Here is an 18,099-nt window from a genome sequence, read left to right as displayed (position 1 = left end):
ATCAATAGGACATAACAATGAAAAAACTCCTGATCATCGCAGCAACGTTAAGCCTGGCAGCTTGTTCAAAAGTAAGCCTAGAAAACTACGAAAAAATTGAAGTTGGCATGGATAAAGCTGAAGTTGAAGCTATTTTAGGCTCGGCTGATAACTGTGTAGAAAAAACGCTGCATACTAATTGTGTATGGGGCGATGAGTCTAAAAACATTGAAATTACACTCGTTTCAGACAAGGTAACTATTTATTCTAAGCACGGTATTACACAATAACGCTAACGCCTATATTTACGTTTTTAAAAAGGGATAGCCGTTGCCATCCCTTTTTATTTTTTAGAGTAAATGAGTTCAATATTCACTATTTTACTGCGATTGAGGGTTATTTTGTAACGCTGGTATAAGGTTCTCTCTTCGTCTTTTAATACCATCACCAAATTAAGCTGATAGCGCCTTTCGACCGCTTGCTTAGATATTTTATTGCCATCTAAATGATACAACTTACCTTCACCACGTTTTAAATACCGTGCAAAGGGCGCCAAATTAAAACGCATACTTTGTTGAAGCGTGTCGTAGCCAGGTAAAAATTCTTTAGCAGACACACGCGTTTCACTAGCAAAGTGAAGCCACTGCGCGGCTAGCTTATTTTGCTGACGCCTTTTTGAAAATATTGTTTTTACTTCGCTAGGAATTTTTTTAAAACGCATGTACTCAAGCCACACAAACTGACTTGCAACGCGGTCTTTAGTAATGCTGTTTTTAAATACAAACCGCCATTTAGGGCGCCCCCGCACAATAGCGCGCCAAATTACCCGTGTAATGTCTTCTTTAAATATTTCACGTAGCCCGTAAATTACCCCTAATATTAAAATAAGCGTGGCGGTAACTTCGGTAAAGGTTGAGCGCGCATTTAGTATAACCACCATCACAAATGCCATAATTACCGCTGTTACCGTGCCTTTAACTAAACGTTTTAGGTAACTATTTAAGTAACGTGTATTACGATGCAAAATAACGCCGTGCTCTATAAGGCGCTGCAGTAAGCGCATTTTATTCGTGATTCGGTTCCCATCTTGCAACGTGGTTTCTGAATTGTAATTTTGCTCAAACCGGTATGTATTTTCGTTTTTACAAAATTGCAGTAAGTCGTTGCGCTCTTTAGCAAAGTCACTACTGCGTGGGCCTTCATCTAGTAGTTTTAAAAACGACTGCTCAACATGCCAACTTAAATAGTTATCGGCATTGGTGTAAAACGGCACCAGCTTTTCATCATCGGGGGTATATCTGCGCAGCTTTTTTAACAGCCCTTCACTTTGCTCAAACAGCTCTTGTGCGCGGGCGTAAAAAGCCTCTACCTCTTGAATTTTTAACGCATCTTTAATATCAGCATCAAGCGCTAAGCGCACCTGATAACAGTACAAATTTAGGTTTTGGCGGTAATCTTGTTGCTCACCTTTGTTTTTACTAACAAAGCGGCTACGCACTAAGGGTAAGTGTATGTTGTTAGCGTTATAAGCTAAGTGCGATTTAAAGTGGTTATTAAAATAAGACTCTTCACTGAGGGTTTGTACGTTTATACCCATTTCATTGGGGATAGAAAAATACAGGTCGATACGCTGCTCAGAGCGAGGGGTAAGCTCTGGCTCTATGACAAAAGATAAATTTTCGTCTTGTTTTATCAAACAACTCTCCTTTTATTGAGTGTATAAGTGTACTGGTCTCCTTAATTTTGTTCAATAAAAAAGGCCCAGTAAACACTGAGCCTTAATACGATTAATGTGCTAATTAAAACTTGTAGTTAACACTGGCAAACACACGAGAACCCACTACGTCATAAATTTCTGGAACAGTGCCCATATCATTACCACCTAGTACTTCTTCTGGCTCTTTGTCAAAGATATTGTTCATACCACCAGTAACACGAAGTGCATCATTAATGTTATAACTCATTGAGATATCATGATATATAACGTTATCAGTGCTAAATGACTCACCGTAGTAATCACCATCCATACCACGTATAAAGCGTGCATTATAAAGAACATTAAATGCATCGGTAATATCATAGCTTACAGAAAGGTTAGACTTTATCTTAGAGTAGCCACCAACATTACCATCAATAGTGCCTGTGTAGTCAATATCATCTTGCTCAAACTCGATAAGGTAGGTCGTATCTAAGTTAATACGGTAATTATCGGCTGAGTAGCTAATATTCCAGTCAACACCTGACGTCTCTTGTGCGCCTACATTTGTAAGTGCTGAGCTTAAGTCAGATAAATCACCCGATGATGTAATATTTACTGAAGCACAAGACTCTGCATCACCTGCAAAACAGTTGTTCATTTCATTTTGAACATCAAGACGGGTAATAGCATTAGTAATATCAAACTTCCAGTAATCTAGAGTCGTTGATAAACCATCTGTTATTTCCCATACAGTACCAAACGTAAATGAGCGGCTCTCTTCTGCCTGAAGATCTGGATCACTTGTGTAGTTAACCAAAATCTGAGCATCTTGCTCATTGCCCCATGGATCTGCAAGGTAATCATATGATCCTGAGTTACCACCAAATAACTCAGCTACATTTGGTGCTCTGAAACCTGTTGCAAGTACTGAGCGCACCATGAACGTATCAGTAACATTCCATGTAGCACCCAATTTCCAAGTTGTTTCACCACCAAAAGTAGAGTAATTATCATAGCGAGCTGCACCCTCTAAAGTTACACTCTCTAAAACAGGGACGGATGTCTCAAAGTAAACTGACTGTACAGAGTAATCACCTTCTGTTGGGTCTTGTTGAGCTGCCGTACTCTCACCTAGCTGTGTAATTAAATCAGGCGTATAAAAACCACTTTCATAACGATTTTCAACACCGATTGCATAGCCTATATCATTTTCAGTTACGTTGCTGTATCCAGCTGAAAGGATAAACTGCTCATTTCCGCCCTCATTTTGCTCAGTATAAATAGAGTCATTTGCAGTCAAGAAACTACGCTCTAATGAGTCACCACTGAACCATAAAGCTTGATTAGCGTAGATACTTTCTTCAACACGACTTGCATTTATAGAGTTTTGAACCGTATCTTTAGAATCATTTCGACCATATGTTGCACTGATATCCCAGCTTGCATCGTTGTCTAAAGTACCTTGTAAAGCTACAGAAGCACGGTAAGTATCTGTTTCTTGCTCATAAATACGAGGACCAGCATCAACCATTCTACGTCTGTATTCTAACGTATCAGCTAAAGCACCATCTTCAACAAATGCAGAAGTATATTCAGTATCTAAATTTGCGGTTTGAAGATCTACACTTGCAGGCTGTGGTGCTAATTGCTGTGAAGATTCACGACGTGTATACATTAAATCCACATTTAAAGTTGTGTCAGAATCTAATTCAGTATCGTAGCTCGTAAAAACACTATATAAGTCATTAGGTGTTTGCGCATAGCTTGATGTAGTAAAGTCATATGAAGTGGTTCTATCTTCAAAAACACCATTACCTTCGTAAGTTTTACCACCTAAAGTCCCTTCAGGGATAAAAGAAGATTGACCAGGCTCAACAAAGCTTCTATCAGATTGAATTACTTCCCCACGACTTGAAAATTGTGCACCGACAACTAAGTTACCATCAGCAACTTGCATTCCATGTAGTAAGCTAAAACCGTAGTTATTGCCATCTGCTTTGGTAGTTCTGCTACCTTCAACATTAAGCTCAGTACCTTCAAAATCTTTCTTTGTAATAATATTTACAACACCAGCGATGGCATCAGAGCCATAAACCGCTGAGGCGCCGTCTTTTAAGATTTCGATAGATTTGATCATCGCCACTGGAATGGTGTTTAAATCAACAGAAGAGTCCGCACCAGTACCCGATGAAACCATACGACGGCCATTTAGAAGTACTAGTGTACGTTGAGAACCCATACCACGTAAATTTACAGTAGCAGAACCGCCTGAACCATTATTGCTTGATCCACCTAAACTCATACCAGCAGCTGATGGTTGGTTTGAAAGCACATCAGCAACTGATGTGTAACCACTTTTAGCAATAAAATCATCACCGATGATTGTAATTGGACTAGCCGTTTCCATGTCCGTACGGTTTATGCGAGAACCCGTTACTTGAATTTTTTCAATAGCGTTTGCGCCATCTTCGGCCGCTACTACTTGCATACTTGAGAACATTGGGATTGCTGCGATTACAGCTAAACCAAGAGTTGATTTTTTCATGAATAAACCCTACTTGTTGGAAATTTACCTTGATTGGTAATGCTCACTTTTTATAAGAATTGTGAGTCAGGGGGGCAACTTAGGCCGAGTTAACTGAGCAAAAACTTAATGAAGGATTGTTATATATACAACACCAAAAAAAGAATAACTAAAAAAGGTACAAAGGTTATAACTTGTTGCAGTGTTAACCAAAAAAAACAAACTTAAATCAATGAGATAAAATAAATTCAAAGCAATTAAAACACATCTGAAATCAAAGTTATGCAGATTGCAATCAAATGTAATTAATGAATAAAAATACCCTTTTTGGAAAAATTAACATATTGATCACAGCGCATTAGTAAAACCGTAAAGCTGTAATAAAATTAATAACCATAAATATGCAGATTTACCGCTTAAATAGTCTTATTAAGCTATTTATTTAGTTTTTTGGGTAATATTTTTTGTTCAGCGAGACTTCAACGTCTGCTCAGATCGGGGGGTATTTTTAACGAAGTGAGGCTTTTCGCTTTTCGCTTTTCGCTTTTCGCTTTTCGCTTTTCGCTTTTCGCTTTTCAGGCACAATTACACAACATAAAACAGGTTATGAAACTAAGTAAGCTCTAAAAGCATATTATTTAATACGGTATTTTATTACTTGCTACGCTTTGGAAATAAAAGTGTAAAAATAATGCTAGTTTAATACGTAACGTAAAAATTATAAAAATGTGTGATTGGCTCGCCAGTTTGAAGGTTGCTTAAATTAAGCACTAATTGCCACAGCATATTTTTCTCAGAGCAGATGCCCACCATAGTGTCACTTTTATAAATAGTTGCTTCTTTAGTGAACTTTTGCGGAATAAAACCCATATACATGGTGATACTTTCAAGCTTAGCGCTATCTATTTTTAGGTGGGCGGGTAAATCAAGGTAAATACTAAAGGGGGTTTCGGGAGTGATATTTTTATCACTTAACCATACTTTAACACCGGTATTATAAATACAGTGCTGATTAGCGTCGCAATTTGTTTTTAGCAGTGCTTTTTGATCTTTTTGATTGGTATTGTCACAGCCTGTTAATACAAAAATAAGCATTAAAAACAAAGTAAATCTATATATATGCATAACAAATCCGCGCTAAATAAAAACAAATCTTAATTAGCATGCTTTGAAATAACAATAGCTAGTGTGATGTTTGGTTAATATAGGTACAATCTGTATCAAAAAATAAACAACAAACTCACAAACTTTGATTGATGTCATAATTTTATGTAATTGACCTATCTTTTTTAGGCCAAAAAATTTATCATTTCACCCGCAAAAAATAAGGGTTTCTCGAGTTTGTTTTCTGAAGCATTCAGGCTTTGAACGTTTTAGGTAATACGCTTGGGGAAAATAGTAGGCCCCACTTTAAACGGTGGGTAATTCATTTCTAAACGCATTTATTGCAGCGGAAGCCAGAAAATGAGCCAAACAGTAGCATCACAAACTGAGTATAACTATAAAGTTGTACGCCAATTCGCTATTATGACAGTGATTTGGGGCATCGTTGGCATGAGTATTGGGGTTCTGATTGCTGCCCAATTAGCTTGGCCAGCACTTAACTTTGATACACCATGGTTAACATACTCTCGACTACGTCCGTTACACACGAACGCAGTAATTTTCGCATTTGGTACCAGTGCACTTTTTGCGACGTCTTATTACGTCGTTCAACGTACTTGTCAAACGCGCCTTTTCTCAGACAAACTCGCCGCTTTCTCTTTTTGGGGTTGGCAGCTTGTTATTGTATTAGCCGTAATTACATTACCGCTAGGTATTACTAGCTCTAAAGAATATGCAGAGCTTGAGTGGCCAATCGATATTTTAATCGCGGTAGTATGGATAGTTTACGCAGTGGTATTTTTTGGTACGCTGATTAAACGCAAAGTATCTCATATATACGTTGCTAACTGGTTTTACGCTGGCTTTATTATTACTGTTGCAGTGCTACACATTGTAAACAGCATGGCAGTGCCTGTGTCGTTAACTAAATCATACTCAATCTACGCAGGTGCGGTAGATGCAATGGTTCAGTGGTGGTACGGTCATAACGCTGTAGGTTTCCTATTAACTGCTGGTTTCTTAGGTATGATGTATTACTTTGTACCAAAGCAAGCAGGTCGCCCAGTTTACTCTTACCGTTTATCGGTAGTTCACTTTTGGGCACTTATTTCACTTTACATTTGGGCTGGTCCTCACCACCTTCACTACACAGCGCTACCTGATTGGACGCAAAGTTTAGGTATGGTTATGTCTATTATCCTGTTTGTACCATCTTGGGGTGGTATGATTAACGGTATTATGACGCTTTCTGGCGCTTGGCATAAGTTACGTACTGACCCAGTACTTCGTTTCTTAGTTGTTTCATTGTCTTTCTACGGTATGTCTACGTTTGAAGGCCCAATGATGGCAATTAAATCTGTAAATGCATTATCTCACTACACAGATTGGACTATCGGCCACGTACACTCAGGTGCACTAGGTTGGGTTGCGATGATTTCAATTGGTGCTATTTACCACCTTATCCCTGCGTTATTCGCACAAGGTCGTATGTACAGCGTTAAATTGGTTAACACCCACTTCTGGTTACATACGGTAGGTGTTGTACTTTACATTGTTGCAATGTGGATCTCAGGTGTTATGCAAGGCCTAATGTGGCGTGCAGTTAACTCTGACGGCACATTAATGTACAGCTTTGTACAGTCATTAGAAGCATCACACCCATTCTATATTATGCGCTTTGTAGGCGGTGTATTCATCGTAACAGGTATGTTAGTTATGGCTTATAACGTTCTGCGTACAATTTCAGCTGAGAAAGAATCACTGAAGTTAGACGCGCAAGCACAATTAGCATAACGGAGTGAGATGATGAGCAATAAAAATTCACAAAACAAACATGAAATAGTAGAAAAGAACGTTGGCCTAATGGCTATTCTGACTGTTTTTGCTATTAGTTTTGGTGCATTAGTTGAAATTACTCCGCTAATGTTCCAAGACGATACAACAAAACCTGTAGAAGGTTTGCGCCCACTTAACGCGCTTGAAATGGAAGGTCGTGACATTTATGTACGTGAAGGTTGTTATAACTGTCACTCACAAATGATTCGTCCTTTTCGTGATGAAGTTGAGCGTTACGGTCACTACTCTGTAGCGGGCGAATCAGTATGGGATCACCCTTTCCAATGGGGTTCTAAACGTACTGGTCCTGACCTTGCACGTGTAGGTAACCGTTACTCGGACGATTGGCATTATGCACACTTAGTTGATCCACGCGCCGTGGTTCCTGAGTCGAACATGCCAGGTTTTCCTTGGTTAGCAGAGACTAAGGTTGATACCAGCCTGACTCTGAAAAAACTACAAATTTTCCGTGATACTTTTGCTATTAACCCAGAAAACCCTAAACACCCGGGTTTAGGTTATGGCAGCGACGAAGAGCTACAAGCAGATGTTGATAAAGTTAACGCTATGAATAACGGCGAAGGCGCAACAGAAATGCAAGCCCTAATCGCGTATTTACAGCAACTTGGCACCCACTTGAAGTAATTATTATGGATTACGGAACATACAGAGGCATTTTGACTCTGGTAATTTTAGTATTGTTTATTGTGATTGTTGTATGGGCATACAGCAAGCGTAGCAAAAATCGTTTTGATGACGCTGCTAATGCCATTTTCGAAGATGAAAAAAAACATAACAACACACTCTCTAACGAGGAAAAGGAGTCTGAAAAATGACTAGCTTTTGGAGTATTTGGGTTATTGTATTAACCCTAGCCTGCTTAATCATCATTTTTAGCTTATTAGTTTGGAACCTTAAAAACTATGCGGGCGTAAAAGAAGGTGAAGACTGCGGACATGAATATGACGGCATTACCGAACTAAATAATCCACTACCAAAATGGTGGACGTACATGTTCTTCGCAACATTTATTTGGTCGGTATATTACTTAGCAGCTTATCCAGGTTTAGGTAACTGGGAAGGCTTAGGTAAATGGACAAGCTCTAACCAAGGTATTACTTCTTTAGCTGAATCTAAAGAAGCCACGGCTAAAGCTAAAGAAGAAGGCCGCTATGTAAAGCTTGATAAAGAATACGAAGCAGCACAAGAGCGCTTTGGTCCTATTTTTAACAAGCTTGCACAAGTACCAGTATTAGATTTAGTTAATTCTAAATTTGAAGGTGATGCAGCGCAGCAAGTAGCCCTTGAAAATGGCGAAAAGCATGAACAAACTGACGGCCAGTTAGCACTTGAAATTGGTCAGCGTTTATTCTCGCAAAACTGTGCGCAATGTCATGGTTCAGATGCACGTGGTGCAACTGGCTTCCCTAACCTAACTGATAAAGATTGGTTATACGGTGGCTCACCAGACAAAATTAAAGAAACGCTTCTTTATGGTCGTGTAGCAGCAATGCCTTCTTGGAGTGCAGCACTTGGTGAGCAAGGCGTTAAAGAAATGACAGCGCACGTACTTAGCTTGTCTGGTCGTACTGTTAACCAAAAAGATGCCGCTGCGGGTGCCGCTAAGTTTGCGATGTGTGCCGCGTGTCACGGTGCAGATGGTAAAGGCTCTGTTGCACATAACTTACCGTTTGGTGCACCAAATCTTACAGATAACATTTGGTTATACGGTGGCTCTCAACGCGCTGTTGAAGAAACCCTTAACCATGGCCGCGCCGGTGTAATGCCAGCATGGAAAGACATTTTAGGTGAAGATAAAATTCACCTGTTAACTGCCTATGTTTACAGTTTATCGCAAGATAAATAAACACCGAGTTAACTATTAATTAATCTTTTTATTTCAACAGATTAATCCAGATCAAAAAAGCCTCCAGTCGGAGGCTTTTTTTTAGTCTTTTACAAATATTTGCTATAAAATAGCCCGACCTAAACTAATTTTAGAGCAACTATGCAACCTACTCCGTGGTATAAAAATTTTTGGCCTTGGTTTTTAATCTTTTTTCCGCTAGCGGCCATTATTGGGTGCATAACCTTAATTATTACTGCTGTGGGCAACGGCCCAGATATGGTGGTTGATGATTACTATAAAAAAGGCAAAGCAATAAACTTAGAACTTACTAAGTTTGAAAAAGCCAAAGCACTGTTTTTACATGGCAAGCTTAATGTTACAAACGAGCGTGCCAGTTTTGCCTTTACCAAAGGCGATTATAGTAACGTACACGCTTTAAAGCTGTCTTTTTATCATCGCACCATTAAGGCGCATGACTTTGAAGCTACGCTTACCCCTAATGCAAATAAAGAATTTACTGCCCTTTTAGATAACTACACACCAGGTACTTACTCTGTATTTATAGAGCCGGTGGATGGTAGTTGGAAGTTAAAAGAAAATATTACTCTTCCTACCGAGCAACCTTTATTAGTTACCCCAAATTATAAGTAGTCATCACTATGAGCGTTTCTTGCTTTCATTGCCTTGAAAGTGTGCCAAATGGATTTAGCGCAACCGTAACAATAGATAATACACCACAGCCTATGTGCTGTATTGGCTGCCAAGCTGTTGCGCAAAATATTGTAAACCAAGGTATGACCGACTATTACAAATACCGCACCGTACGCGCTGGTAAAGTAGAGCAGTTAGTCCCTGAGCAACTCGCGTTTATTAAAAGCTACGACAACGAAGACATACAAGATGAGTTTATAGCCACAACCGATAACTTATCCCAAGTACTTTTAAGTGTTGAAGGCATTACCTGCGCAGCGTGTGCATGGCTTATAGAAAAGCAATTACTTAGCTTAAAAACGGTAAAGCGCGTTGATGTTAATACCTCAACTAACCGTGCCATGATCCAATGGGATAAAACCCAAACCCCGCTGAGCGAAATTATTACTTCCTTAGCCAAAATTGGCTATAAAGCTTACCCGTTTCAAGCCGATGACGAAGCCCAACAAAAGCAACAAACAGCAAAAGCCTATATACGCCGCTTAGGTGTTGCAGGGCTGATGACCATGCAAGTGATGATGTTTGCCTTTGCCATGTACTTTGGCATGTTCTCGGGTATGGATAATAACTTTGAGCAATACTTTAGGTGGATAAGCCTAGTGCTTGCCTCCCCCGTTATTTTGTACAGCGCATTACCCTTTTTAACTAATGCTATTAATGGCTTAAAAGCAAAACAGTTAAATATGGACTTACCTGTTTCACTGGCTATTTTTGGGGCTTATAGCGCCAGCTGTTATGCCACGTTTATGCACGTAGGCGAGGTATATTTTGAATCAGTATGTATGTTTACCTTTTTATTATTATTAGGTAAGTACCTCGAATTTAGAGCCCGACTAAAAGCCAGTGAGTTTACCGCCAACTTACAAAAGTTACTGCCTTTAACTGCCCGCACCATTGATGATAACGGCCAAGAGCACATTATTGCCGCTAAAAAACTTAAGCTGAACGATGTGGTATTGATAAAAGCGGGTGAAACTATTCCTGCCGACGGAGAGCTTATCAAGGGGCAAACGAGTGTTGATGAGTCCATGATGACCGGAGAGCACCAACCCGTTAATAAGTTTATTGGTCACAATGTGTATGCCGGTTGTGTTAATCATGATGGTGTAATAGAAATAAAAATAAATAAAATTGGCCAAAATACCTTACTAAACCAAATTATACATTTACAACACACTGCGCTCACTAAGCGCCCTAAACTAGTAGAAATAACCGATAAAGTAGCCCAGTGGTTTATAGCCTGCTTGCTTATATTTGCTTCTATAACGGCTATTGGCTGGTATCAAATTGACCCAGAACACGCTTTTTGGATCACGATTTCTGTATTGGTTGCCACTTGCCCCTGCGCACTTAGCCTTGCAATTCCTACCGCATTAACGTGCTCGGTAGCCACCCTCACCCGTAAAGGGGTGTTAATTAAACAAGCGCATGTGCTCGAAACACTCTCACAATTAACACTGTTTGCCTTTGATAAAACAGGCACGCTTACGCAAGGCAAATTTAGCTTAGACGCCATTGATATACTCGATGACAGTATTTCTAAAGAGCAAGCACTTAATATTGCCGCTCAGCTAGAGCGTTATTCAGAGCACCCCATAGCCAGCGCTTTTAATAAGTACGCCACCACCGAGCTTACCCTTACAAACATAACCGTACATCCAGGAATGGGCATTAGTGCGCAAAGCGGTGCTGAACATTATGCTGTTGGTAAAAGCGGCTGGTTTGATACTAAAAAAACAAATGCCCAAGCAAGCCTATTCATTAATAAACGCGTGGTTGCTCGTTTTTACTTTATAGATAAAGTAAAACCTGGTGCTAGTGAGCTTATCAGTGCTTTACAAGCACAAAACTTAAGCTGTCATATGCTGACTGGGGATGCATCAGATGCAGGACAAAAAATAGCAAAGCAATTAAAGCTCAACAGTGCTCAAAGCGCTTTGTCACCTAAAGATAAACAAACCGCCGTGGAGCATTGGTCATCACAAAACGAAGTAGTTGCCATGGTTGGTGATGGTATTAACGACAGCCCTGTATTTGCAAGCGCTCATTTATCCATTGCAATGGAAACCGGTGCCGACATTTCTAAAAACAGTGCCGATGTAGTGCTGTTAAATAGTGATTTAGCCTCTATTGCACATCTACTCAATGTTGCTAAGCAAACGAGAAGAATCATTAAGCAAAATCTTACGCTGTCTTTGGTGTATAATGCCTCTATTTTACCACTTGCAGCGCTTGGGCTTGTTGCCCCGTGGATGGCCGTTATTGGTATGTCTGCCAGCTCAATTATTGTGATTAGTAATTCACTAAGGCTTTTAAAGTTATGAGCATAATTTATATTTTAATCCCCATAGCCATATTATTTGTGATTATTGCCATTGGCGTGTTTTTTTGGGCCGTAAAAAGCGAGCAATTCTCTGATTTGAACAAACAAGGGCATAGCATTTTGTTTGAAGATGATAAAGAACAACACAACAAAAGTAATGATTGACCCACTTTACACCAGCGCATTTTTAATGGGCTTAATTGGTAGCGGGCATTGCCTTGCCATGTGCGGCGGTATTGCCAGCTCCTTACAATTGGCCAGTAACAAGCGCCAATCTGTTATTTATTCATTTGCTTATAACCTTGGCCGAGCGTGTAGTTACATGCTGGCTGGCGCACTTGTTGCGGGTATAAGTAGCCAATTTGCAAAGCAAAACACGTTTTTTTCCGTTACGCTTTCATTTATTGCGGCTATTTTTATGCTGCTAGTAGGCGTGTATATAATGCGCTTAGGCCCCACTTTGCAATGGCTTGAAAAAATAGGCAAAACACTTATTTGGCAGCATATAGTTAAGCTTAATAAATATCTAATGCCAGTAGACTCAACGGCTAAAGCATTGGGTTACGGCGCTTTGTGGGGGTGGCTACCCTGTGGTTTGGTTTATTCAGCGCTCACATGGGCAATGACCAGCCCTAGTGCGTTTGACGGGGCCCTAGTGATGCTTTGCTTTGCACTTGGCACCTTTCCGGCCATGATCACCCTAGGCCTAGCCGCCCAAAAACTTAATAGTGTTATTAACCACCCATGGACGCGTATTGTGTTAGGCAGTATTATAATTTGGTATGGTATGTACCTATTGATCATTGCCACCGATAAACTAGTACATTAATCGCCGCGGTATTAAGCCACTCGGTTTATTTTCAGTACTGTGTATAAAAATTAAAACGGATTAAATTATGGATTTCTCTCAAAGTCGCGCTAAAAATAATTGTGCAATTAGCTGTAACAACTGCAGCATCAGCCAATTGTGTTTGCCGTTTTCGTTAAATGGCCAAGAAATGGATAAACTTGACGAAATCATTGAACGTAAAAAACCTCTTCACAAAGGTGACTACTTGTTTGAATCCGGCGCTCCTCTTAATGCTATTTATGCGGTACGTTCTGGCTCATTTAAATCTTATACGCTCTCAGAGCAAGGGGATGAACAAATTACCGGTTTTCACTTAGCCGGCGATTTAGTGGGCTTTGATGCTATTAGCAAAATGGCTCATCAGAGCTTTTCGCAAGCACTAGAAACATCAATGGTATGCGAAATCCCGTTTGACACCCTTGACGAACTAGCGGGCAAATTACCTAAGCTTCGCCAGCAAATAATGCGTTTGATGAGTAGTGAAATTACCTACGATCAGGAAATGCTGTTATTACTTAATAAAAAATCAGCAGAAGAACGCCTAGCTAGCTTTATTTATAACCTTTCAGAGCGCTTTGGTGAGCGCGGGTTTTCGCGCAAAGAGTTTAGATTTACCATGACACGTGGTGAAATAGGTAATTATTTAGGCCTAACCGTTGAAACTATCAGCCGCTTATTAAGCCGCTTTCAAAAAGCGAATTTAATAAAAGTAGAAGGCAAATTTATTACTATTTTAGACAGCAATGCACTCGCTAAAACCGCTGCGATAGTTAAGCCTTGCTAAGCTTACACCCGCTGTTACTTTGATTTAGAACAACAATTTGTGTGCTACCCCTTTAACTGCTGTGTATTTACGTTACACTGAAAGTAAGTTAAAAAAGGGAGTAGCATATGAACACTATAAAACGTATTTTAGCCGTTATTGACCCCACTAAGGATGATCACCACGGTTTAGCTCGCTCGATTGATTTAGCCAAAAAGTCAGGCGCCAGTATTACCGCCTTTATGACTGTTTACGACTTTTCTTACGAAATGACCACTATGCTGTCGTTTGAAGAGCGTGAAGCAATGCGAAAAGCCGTTATAACTGATAGAGAGTTATGGCTTAAAGATATAATTTCCACCTACCCAGATATAAACATCACCACCCAAGTGGTTTGGCATAACCGGCCGTTTGAAGCCATTATTAATACCGTTATTGAACAAGAATACGATTTAGTGGTTAAAAGTACCCATCAGCATGGTGCGCTCAAATCGGTTATTTTTACCCCTACAGATTGGCACTTAGTACGTAAATGCCCAACACCGGTGTTATTTGTAAAAGAAATGGCCTGGCCTGAGCAAGGAAATATTTTAGCCGCAGTGAATGCGGTTAGTGAAAACGATGAGCATGTAGCCCTTAATAAACGCATTATTAAAGATGCACAATTTTTATGTGAACTTGCCAACGCCAAGCTTAACTTAGTCAATGCCTATCCCGCTACACCCATTAATATTGCCATAGAGATACCTGAATTTAATCCAGGGCTTTATAACGAATCCGTAAAAAAACACCACATAGAATCCACTAACGAACTGGCTAAGGAGTTTAATTTAACTAGCGAGCAATGTTTTATAGAAGAAGGCTTACCGGAAGATGTCATCCCCGATGTAGCGAATCGCTTAAATAGCGAGTTAGTGGTGATTGGCACTGTGGGTCGTACAGGGTTAAGCGCTGCGTTAGTAGGTAACACTGCCGAGCACGTAATTGATAGCCTAGACTGTGATGTACTTGCTTTAAAACCCGATGGCTACGTAAGCCCACTTGCCAAAAGTTAAACAAAGCCTTAACTAGCGCTTTAATACCCCTAGTACTTGGGTATATAATACGCCCCTTTATTTTCAGCAAATAATTTGCCGCATTGTTTTATAAGGGGGCGTAGTGTCTCACTCAGCTCAAGCCAAAGCTCAATACAACTTAAATAAGCTACAAAAGCGTTTACGCCGTCTTACTGGCCAAGCCGTCATGGACTTTAACATGATAGAAGAAGGCGACCGTATAATGGTATGCCTATCGGGTGGTAAAGACAGTTACACCATGCTTGATATGCTTAAGCATTTAAAGCGTGTGGCACCCATTAAATTTGATTTATTTGTTGTTAACCTTGATCAAAAACAACCAGGGTTTCCTGAACACGTTTTACCTGAGTACCTTGATAAACAAGATATTGAATACAAAATTGTAGAAGAAGACACCTACAGCATTGTTACCGATATCATCCCTGAAGGTAAAACAACATGTTCGCTGTGTTCACGCCTACGCCGTGGTATTTTGTACCGTACAGCCAAAGAAATGGGCGCAACTAAAATTGCCCTTGGCCATCACCGCGACGACATGATCGAAACACTCTTCTTAAACATGTTTTACGGCGGTAAACTTAAAAGCATGCCGGCTAAATTAATGAGCGATAACGGCGAGCACATGGTTATTCGTCCCCTCGCTTATTGTAAAGAAGCCGATATAAGTAAATATGCATTTAGCCAAGGTTACCCTATTATTCCGTGTAATCTATGTGGCTCGCAAGAAAACCTGCAACGTAAACACACTAAAAATATGTTAGCGCAGTGGAATAAAGAGCACCCAGGACGTATCGAAAGTATTTTTACAGCAATGCAAAATGTGGTGCCTTCGCATCTAGCCGATACAGAACTATTTGACTTTGAAAACCTAAAAACCGGCGATGTTATTGATGGCGGCGATATAGCACTGGATAAACCAGACATTCCAAAAGCGCCTGTAAGCGATGAGGATGAAACCCAAGATCAGCAAGCTGATGTGGTTACTATTAACCTAAGCTAACGGTTAAAAAATACAGTTAAGGGGCTTTATGCCCCTTATTTATTACCATTAACCTTTATCAGCTAATCCTTTTAAAAACTCTAGACTCATTCGTTCTTGTTCATTTGCTTGATAAGGCAGTTGTTGCAAACTATCGTAGGCAAAATCAGTAATTTCAAACTCAGCAATATCACTGCTACCAAAACTATTACGTTCACCTGGGCTTGGCGACATTCGCTCTATCACAAAGTCACTTAAACGCATATTCACTACCCCTTGTGGTAATACCGACCAATGCGCCTTTAAATCCACCGTTTGACTGCCTTGTGAAAGTTTCTTTTTAGTCACCAAATGTGCAAGTGGGCTCGTATCACTGTATAAATTAGCTCTAATTCTATATAAGCCACTTTTGATCACCTTTAAATGCGCTGTGGCTATCATGTTTTCGTTTTGTGCATAAGCGTTATCAAAATCAATCAGCGTGGCACTTGGTGGCATATATTGTATTTGCGCTACAGCAGGCACCTTTTTACCAGCAACATTCGCCTCTACAAATAGCTGCAAATTACGCGGGTAGTCTTCACTGGCTTTAAAGCTCACCGTCGCTTCGCCTTGTTGTGCTGTAGTCGTTTTTGCACTAATTGACGCTTTGGTATCGGTATTGCTAAGCGCTACATTTACCTCTGCTAGGTTTTGCGCAGCAATATTAACGGTTATTTCTTGCGGATATACAAACCGGTATTTATCTAAACTAACTACGAGGGCATTACCCGCATCGTCAATGGGACTTGTAACTGGGTAAAACTGATTAGGCTTTAAGCGGTCTTCATCAAGTGCGCTCAAGGGCTGCGAATAAGGCGGGTATTTTAGTGCATTTTGGTATTGCATTGCCACATGCTCAGCGGCACTGGCTAAGTTCTGATCATAATGTATTTTGGGAGGGCTTTTAGCCTGTTTTTGTTTTGGCACATCAATGGTTATTACGGTGCTTTTATCTGGGCTTGCTGGCTCTGACTTCTTTTTTATTGCCAGTGCAGCGGGAGGCTCAAGTGTTTTAACGGCATTTTTATTTGTATACCAGAGTAAAAATACCCCAATACTGACTACAGCGGCACCAATGTAAAACTTTTTCATGTTGCATCAATCCTTTAAAAGCGTGCAGTAAATAACTACACGCTCTAGCGTTTAATACCTAACGCGCTTATAAATTTAGGTACTTATCAAGGGATCACGTTATAAATAAGTGCCGAGGCACTTTGCGTGTTTGAATCCTTAATATAGCGGTAGTGTTTTTTCCAAAACCAAGTACCCGTTGTTTTATCAAATGTATTAAAGCCCACATTTTGACCATCTACATTTATATTGTTCATCGCAATCGTGACATTGCCTTTGCGCTGCGCGTTATGAATTTCGTTGTGGCTATAGCTGTCGCTCATCATCATTGGGTAATGGTGCGGCATAAAGCTATTAACGGCATCACCTTGCGATTTTAACTGACCATTTGTATCAATACTGCTGCTACAACTGCCAAATGACTTAGCCGCGCTTGCCCCACACGATGAATGCGAAGCCACTACCGAATCATCATTGCCTTTTAAAAACCCACCTGTTAACCCTAGATAAGCATTACCATCGGCTACAAAGCGTAATCGCGGCGTACGGGCATCTGGAAACGGCGAAATTTTACGTGCGTTATTTACTTTTAAATCGTGTAATACGCCCACCGCTTCTGTTACATCACTACCTAACCACCATTTGAGTGCAGCATCTACTGCAAAGTTCCATGCGGCACCAGTTAAAGCACTTACAGCAATATCGGCAAGCTCACTGCCGCCCCCTGCTCCCGCCAAATCAAAGGTTGCCACAATATTAAGTGGTGTAAGGCCCGCATTTTCAAGCCAATTGGCTTGGTTATCTATAATATGGCGCGCAACTAAATCACCTGTAGAGTGCGTTACTAGCACACAGCCATCTGCACATAAGTTAGCACGCGACATTTGCTTTAATTTAGGCCATACCCAATCAGTTGCAATTTTACCTTCAATGCGCTCATAGGCAGGCCAATCAATACGTTCATCGGCACGATTATTCCAATAACTTTGCCAATAGGTTTCACCGTCGTTTATTACATCGCTGCCCGACTTATTGGTTATTTGCGATACCTGCAAGCCGTGAATAAGTATAATTTTGTGATCTTTACTTGCTGCCGAAAAACTCATTAATGCGGCTAAACTGGCGCAAAGTAAGTATTTAAGCGTGTGTGTGCGTTTATTGTTGTTCATATAAATCCTTAATGTGTTCAGTGTTTTATTTTTATGCCTATGTACTTAAGGTATTCATTTACACATGTGCAGGCGCACATGCATTGACCAGTATTAGGAACAACGCTTAAAAATGCAACAATTT

Annotated in this window: 17 protein-coding genes; 12 read left to right on the top strand and 5 right to left on the bottom strand. The window is 40.2% G+C overall.

What is annotated here, in order from left to right; genetic code table 11:
* Window positions 1-17 precede the first annotated feature (17 nt).
* On the top strand, window positions 18-269 hold the full coding sequence (locus tag WDB87_RS07740; RefSeq protein WP_004588905.1) for a hypothetical protein: 252 nt from the start codon (window positions 18-20) through the stop codon (window positions 267-269).
* Window positions 270-322: 53 nt separating this feature from the next.
* Here the strand turns inward: WDB87_RS07740 and WDB87_RS07735 are convergent, their stop codons facing one another.
* From WDB87_RS07735 to WDB87_RS07725, 3 genes are all read right to left on the bottom strand, one after another.
* Window positions 323-1,675, bottom strand: a complete 1,353-nt coding sequence (locus WDB87_RS07735; protein WP_337849517.1) for a hypothetical protein — start codon at window positions 1,673-1,675, stop codon at window positions 323-325.
* Window positions 1,676-1,778: 103 nt separating this feature from the next.
* Window positions 1,779-4,223: a TonB-dependent receptor gene (locus WDB87_RS07730; protein WP_337849516.1), complete on the bottom strand. Its 2,445-nt coding sequence runs from the start codon at window positions 4,221-4,223 to the stop codon at window positions 1,779-1,781.
* Between the two features lie 678 nt (window positions 4,224-4,901).
* Window positions 4,902-5,327: a hypothetical protein gene (locus tag WDB87_RS07725; RefSeq protein ID WP_337849515.1), complete on the bottom strand. Its 426-nt coding sequence runs from the start codon at window positions 5,325-5,327 to the stop codon at window positions 4,902-4,904.
* Between the two features lie 339 nt (window positions 5,328-5,666).
* Between WDB87_RS07725 and ccoN the strand changes: the two genes are divergently transcribed.
* The 11 genes from ccoN to ttcA all read left to right on the top strand — a co-directional run bounded on the left by ccoN (window position 5,667) and on the right by ttcA (window position 15,714).
* Entirely contained in the window at window positions 5,667-7,100 is a 1,434-nt protein-coding gene (gene ccoN / locus WDB87_RS07720) for a cytochrome-c oxidase, cbb3-type subunit I (RefSeq protein WP_004588826.1), read from the top strand.
* Between the two features lie 12 nt (window positions 7,101-7,112).
* Complete coding sequence (ccoO, locus tag WDB87_RS07715; protein WP_004588825.1) at window positions 7,113-7,787, top strand: cytochrome-c oxidase, cbb3-type subunit II; 675 nt, start codon at window positions 7,113-7,115, stop codon at window positions 7,785-7,787.
* A 5-nt stretch (window positions 7,788-7,792) separates the two neighbouring features.
* Entirely contained in the window at window positions 7,793-7,978 is a 186-nt protein-coding gene (locus WDB87_RS07710; RefSeq protein ID WP_004588824.1) for a CcoQ/FixQ family Cbb3-type cytochrome c oxidase assembly chaperone, read from the top strand.
* Window positions 7,975-9,009: a cytochrome-c oxidase, cbb3-type subunit III gene (gene ccoP, locus WDB87_RS07705; protein WP_054982343.1), complete on the top strand. Its 1,035-nt coding sequence runs from the start codon at window positions 7,975-7,977 to the stop codon at window positions 9,007-9,009. Before WDB87_RS07710 ends, ccoP begins: the two co-directional genes overlap by 4 nt.
* Before the next feature lie 141 nt (window positions 9,010-9,150).
* Window positions 9,151-9,642, top strand: coding sequence for a FixH family protein (locus WDB87_RS07700; protein WP_337849514.1), 492 nt, complete (start codon window positions 9,151-9,153; stop codon window positions 9,640-9,642).
* An 8-nt stretch (window positions 9,643-9,650) separates the two neighbouring features.
* A complete protein-coding gene (locus WDB87_RS07695; protein WP_337849513.1) occupies window positions 9,651-12,026 on the top strand; it encodes a heavy metal translocating P-type ATPase in 2,376 nt (791 codons plus the stop codon).
* On the top strand, window positions 12,023-12,190 hold the full coding sequence (ccoS, locus tag WDB87_RS07690) for a cbb3-type cytochrome oxidase assembly protein CcoS (RefSeq protein WP_002963071.1): 168 nt from the start codon (window positions 12,023-12,025) through the stop codon (window positions 12,188-12,190). The genes WDB87_RS07695 and ccoS overlap by 4 nt, the downstream gene beginning before the upstream one ends.
* Window positions 12,183-12,854 (top strand): sulfite exporter TauE/SafE family protein, encoded by a 672-nt coding sequence (locus WDB87_RS07685; protein WP_273604232.1) that lies wholly within the window; start codon window positions 12,183-12,185, stop codon window positions 12,852-12,854. The genes ccoS and WDB87_RS07685 overlap by 8 nt, the downstream gene beginning before the upstream one ends.
* 67 nt (window positions 12,855-12,921) lie before the next feature.
* Window positions 12,922-13,659, top strand: coding sequence for an FNR family transcription factor (locus WDB87_RS07680; protein WP_337849512.1), 738 nt, complete (start codon window positions 12,922-12,924; stop codon window positions 13,657-13,659).
* Between the two features lie 107 nt (window positions 13,660-13,766).
* Window positions 13,767-14,693: a universal stress protein UspE gene (gene uspE / locus WDB87_RS07675; protein WP_286246995.1), complete on the top strand. Its 927-nt coding sequence runs from the start codon at window positions 13,767-13,769 to the stop codon at window positions 14,691-14,693.
* A gap of 103 nt (window positions 14,694-14,796) precedes the next feature.
* Entirely contained in the window at window positions 14,797-15,714 is a 918-nt protein-coding gene (gene ttcA, locus WDB87_RS07670) for a tRNA 2-thiocytidine(32) synthetase TtcA (protein ID WP_286246993.1), read from the top strand.
* Window positions 15,715-15,762: 48 nt separating this feature from the next.
* On the opposite strand, the gene WDB87_RS07665 is transcribed toward ttcA, so the two are convergent.
* Together WDB87_RS07665 and WDB87_RS07660 are read right to left on the bottom strand one after the other, a co-directional pair.
* Complete coding sequence (locus tag WDB87_RS07665; protein WP_337849511.1) at window positions 15,763-16,827, bottom strand: hypothetical protein; 1,065 nt, start codon at window positions 16,825-16,827, stop codon at window positions 15,763-15,765.
* Window positions 16,828-16,913: 86 nt separating this feature from the next.
* Window positions 16,914-17,975, bottom strand: a complete 1,062-nt coding sequence (locus WDB87_RS07660) for a hypothetical protein (protein WP_337849510.1) — start codon at window positions 17,973-17,975, stop codon at window positions 16,914-16,916.
* Window positions 17,976-18,099 lie beyond the last annotated feature (124 nt).

The organism is Pseudoalteromonas sp. C12FD-1 (assembly GCF_037414265.1).
GTDB lineage: Bacteria > Pseudomonadota > Gammaproteobacteria > Enterobacterales > Alteromonadaceae > Pseudoalteromonas.
Note: the sequence above shows the minus strand (reverse complement) of the source record. Positions and strands in the feature narration are given on the sequence as shown.

Bases quoted from the DNA above. Each gene is read 5' to 3' on its own strand.
- ccoN (WP_004588826.1), top strand. From the start codon at position 5,667: ATGAGCCAAACAGTAGCATCACAAACTGAGTATAACTATAAAGTTGTA.
- WDB87_RS07685 (WP_273604232.1), top strand. From the start codon at position 12,183: ATGATTGACCCACTTTACACCAGCGCATTTTTAATGGGCTTAATTGGT.
- ccoS (WP_002963071.1), top strand. From the start codon at position 12,023: ATGAGCATAATTTATATTTTAATCCCCATAGCCATATTATTTGTGATT.
- WDB87_RS07700 (WP_337849514.1), top strand. From the start codon at position 9,151: ATGCAACCTACTCCGTGGTATAAAAATTTTTGGCCTTGGTTTTTAATC.
- ccoO (WP_004588825.1), top strand. From the start codon at position 7,113: ATGAGCAATAAAAATTCACAAAACAAACATGAAATAGTAGAAAAGAAC.
- WDB87_RS07660 (WP_337849510.1), bottom strand. From the start codon at position 17,975: ATGAACAACAATAAACGCACACACACGCTTAAATACTTACTTTGCGCC.
- ccoP (WP_054982343.1), top strand. From the start codon at position 7,975: ATGACTAGCTTTTGGAGTATTTGGGTTATTGTATTAACCCTAGCCTGC.
- WDB87_RS07695 (WP_337849513.1), top strand. From the start codon at position 9,651: ATGAGCGTTTCTTGCTTTCATTGCCTTGAAAGTGTGCCAAATGGATTT.
- WDB87_RS07665 (WP_337849511.1), bottom strand. From the start codon at position 16,827: ATGAAAAAGTTTTACATTGGTGCCGCTGTAGTCAGTATTGGGGTATTT.
- WDB87_RS07710 (WP_004588824.1), top strand. From the start codon at position 7,793: ATGGATTACGGAACATACAGAGGCATTTTGACTCTGGTAATTTTAGTA.
- WDB87_RS07730 (WP_337849516.1), bottom strand. From the start codon at position 4,223: ATGAAAAAATCAACTCTTGGTTTAGCTGTAATCGCAGCAATCCCAATG.
- WDB87_RS07680 (WP_337849512.1), top strand. From the start codon at position 12,922: ATGGATTTCTCTCAAAGTCGCGCTAAAAATAATTGTGCAATTAGCTGT.
- uspE (WP_286246995.1), top strand. From the start codon at position 13,767: ATGAACACTATAAAACGTATTTTAGCCGTTATTGACCCCACTAAGGAT.
- WDB87_RS07725 (WP_337849515.1), bottom strand. From the start codon at position 5,327: ATGCATATATATAGATTTACTTTGTTTTTAATGCTTATTTTTGTATTA.
- WDB87_RS07740 (WP_004588905.1), top strand. From the start codon at position 18: ATGAAAAAACTCCTGATCATCGCAGCAACGTTAAGCCTGGCAGCTTGT.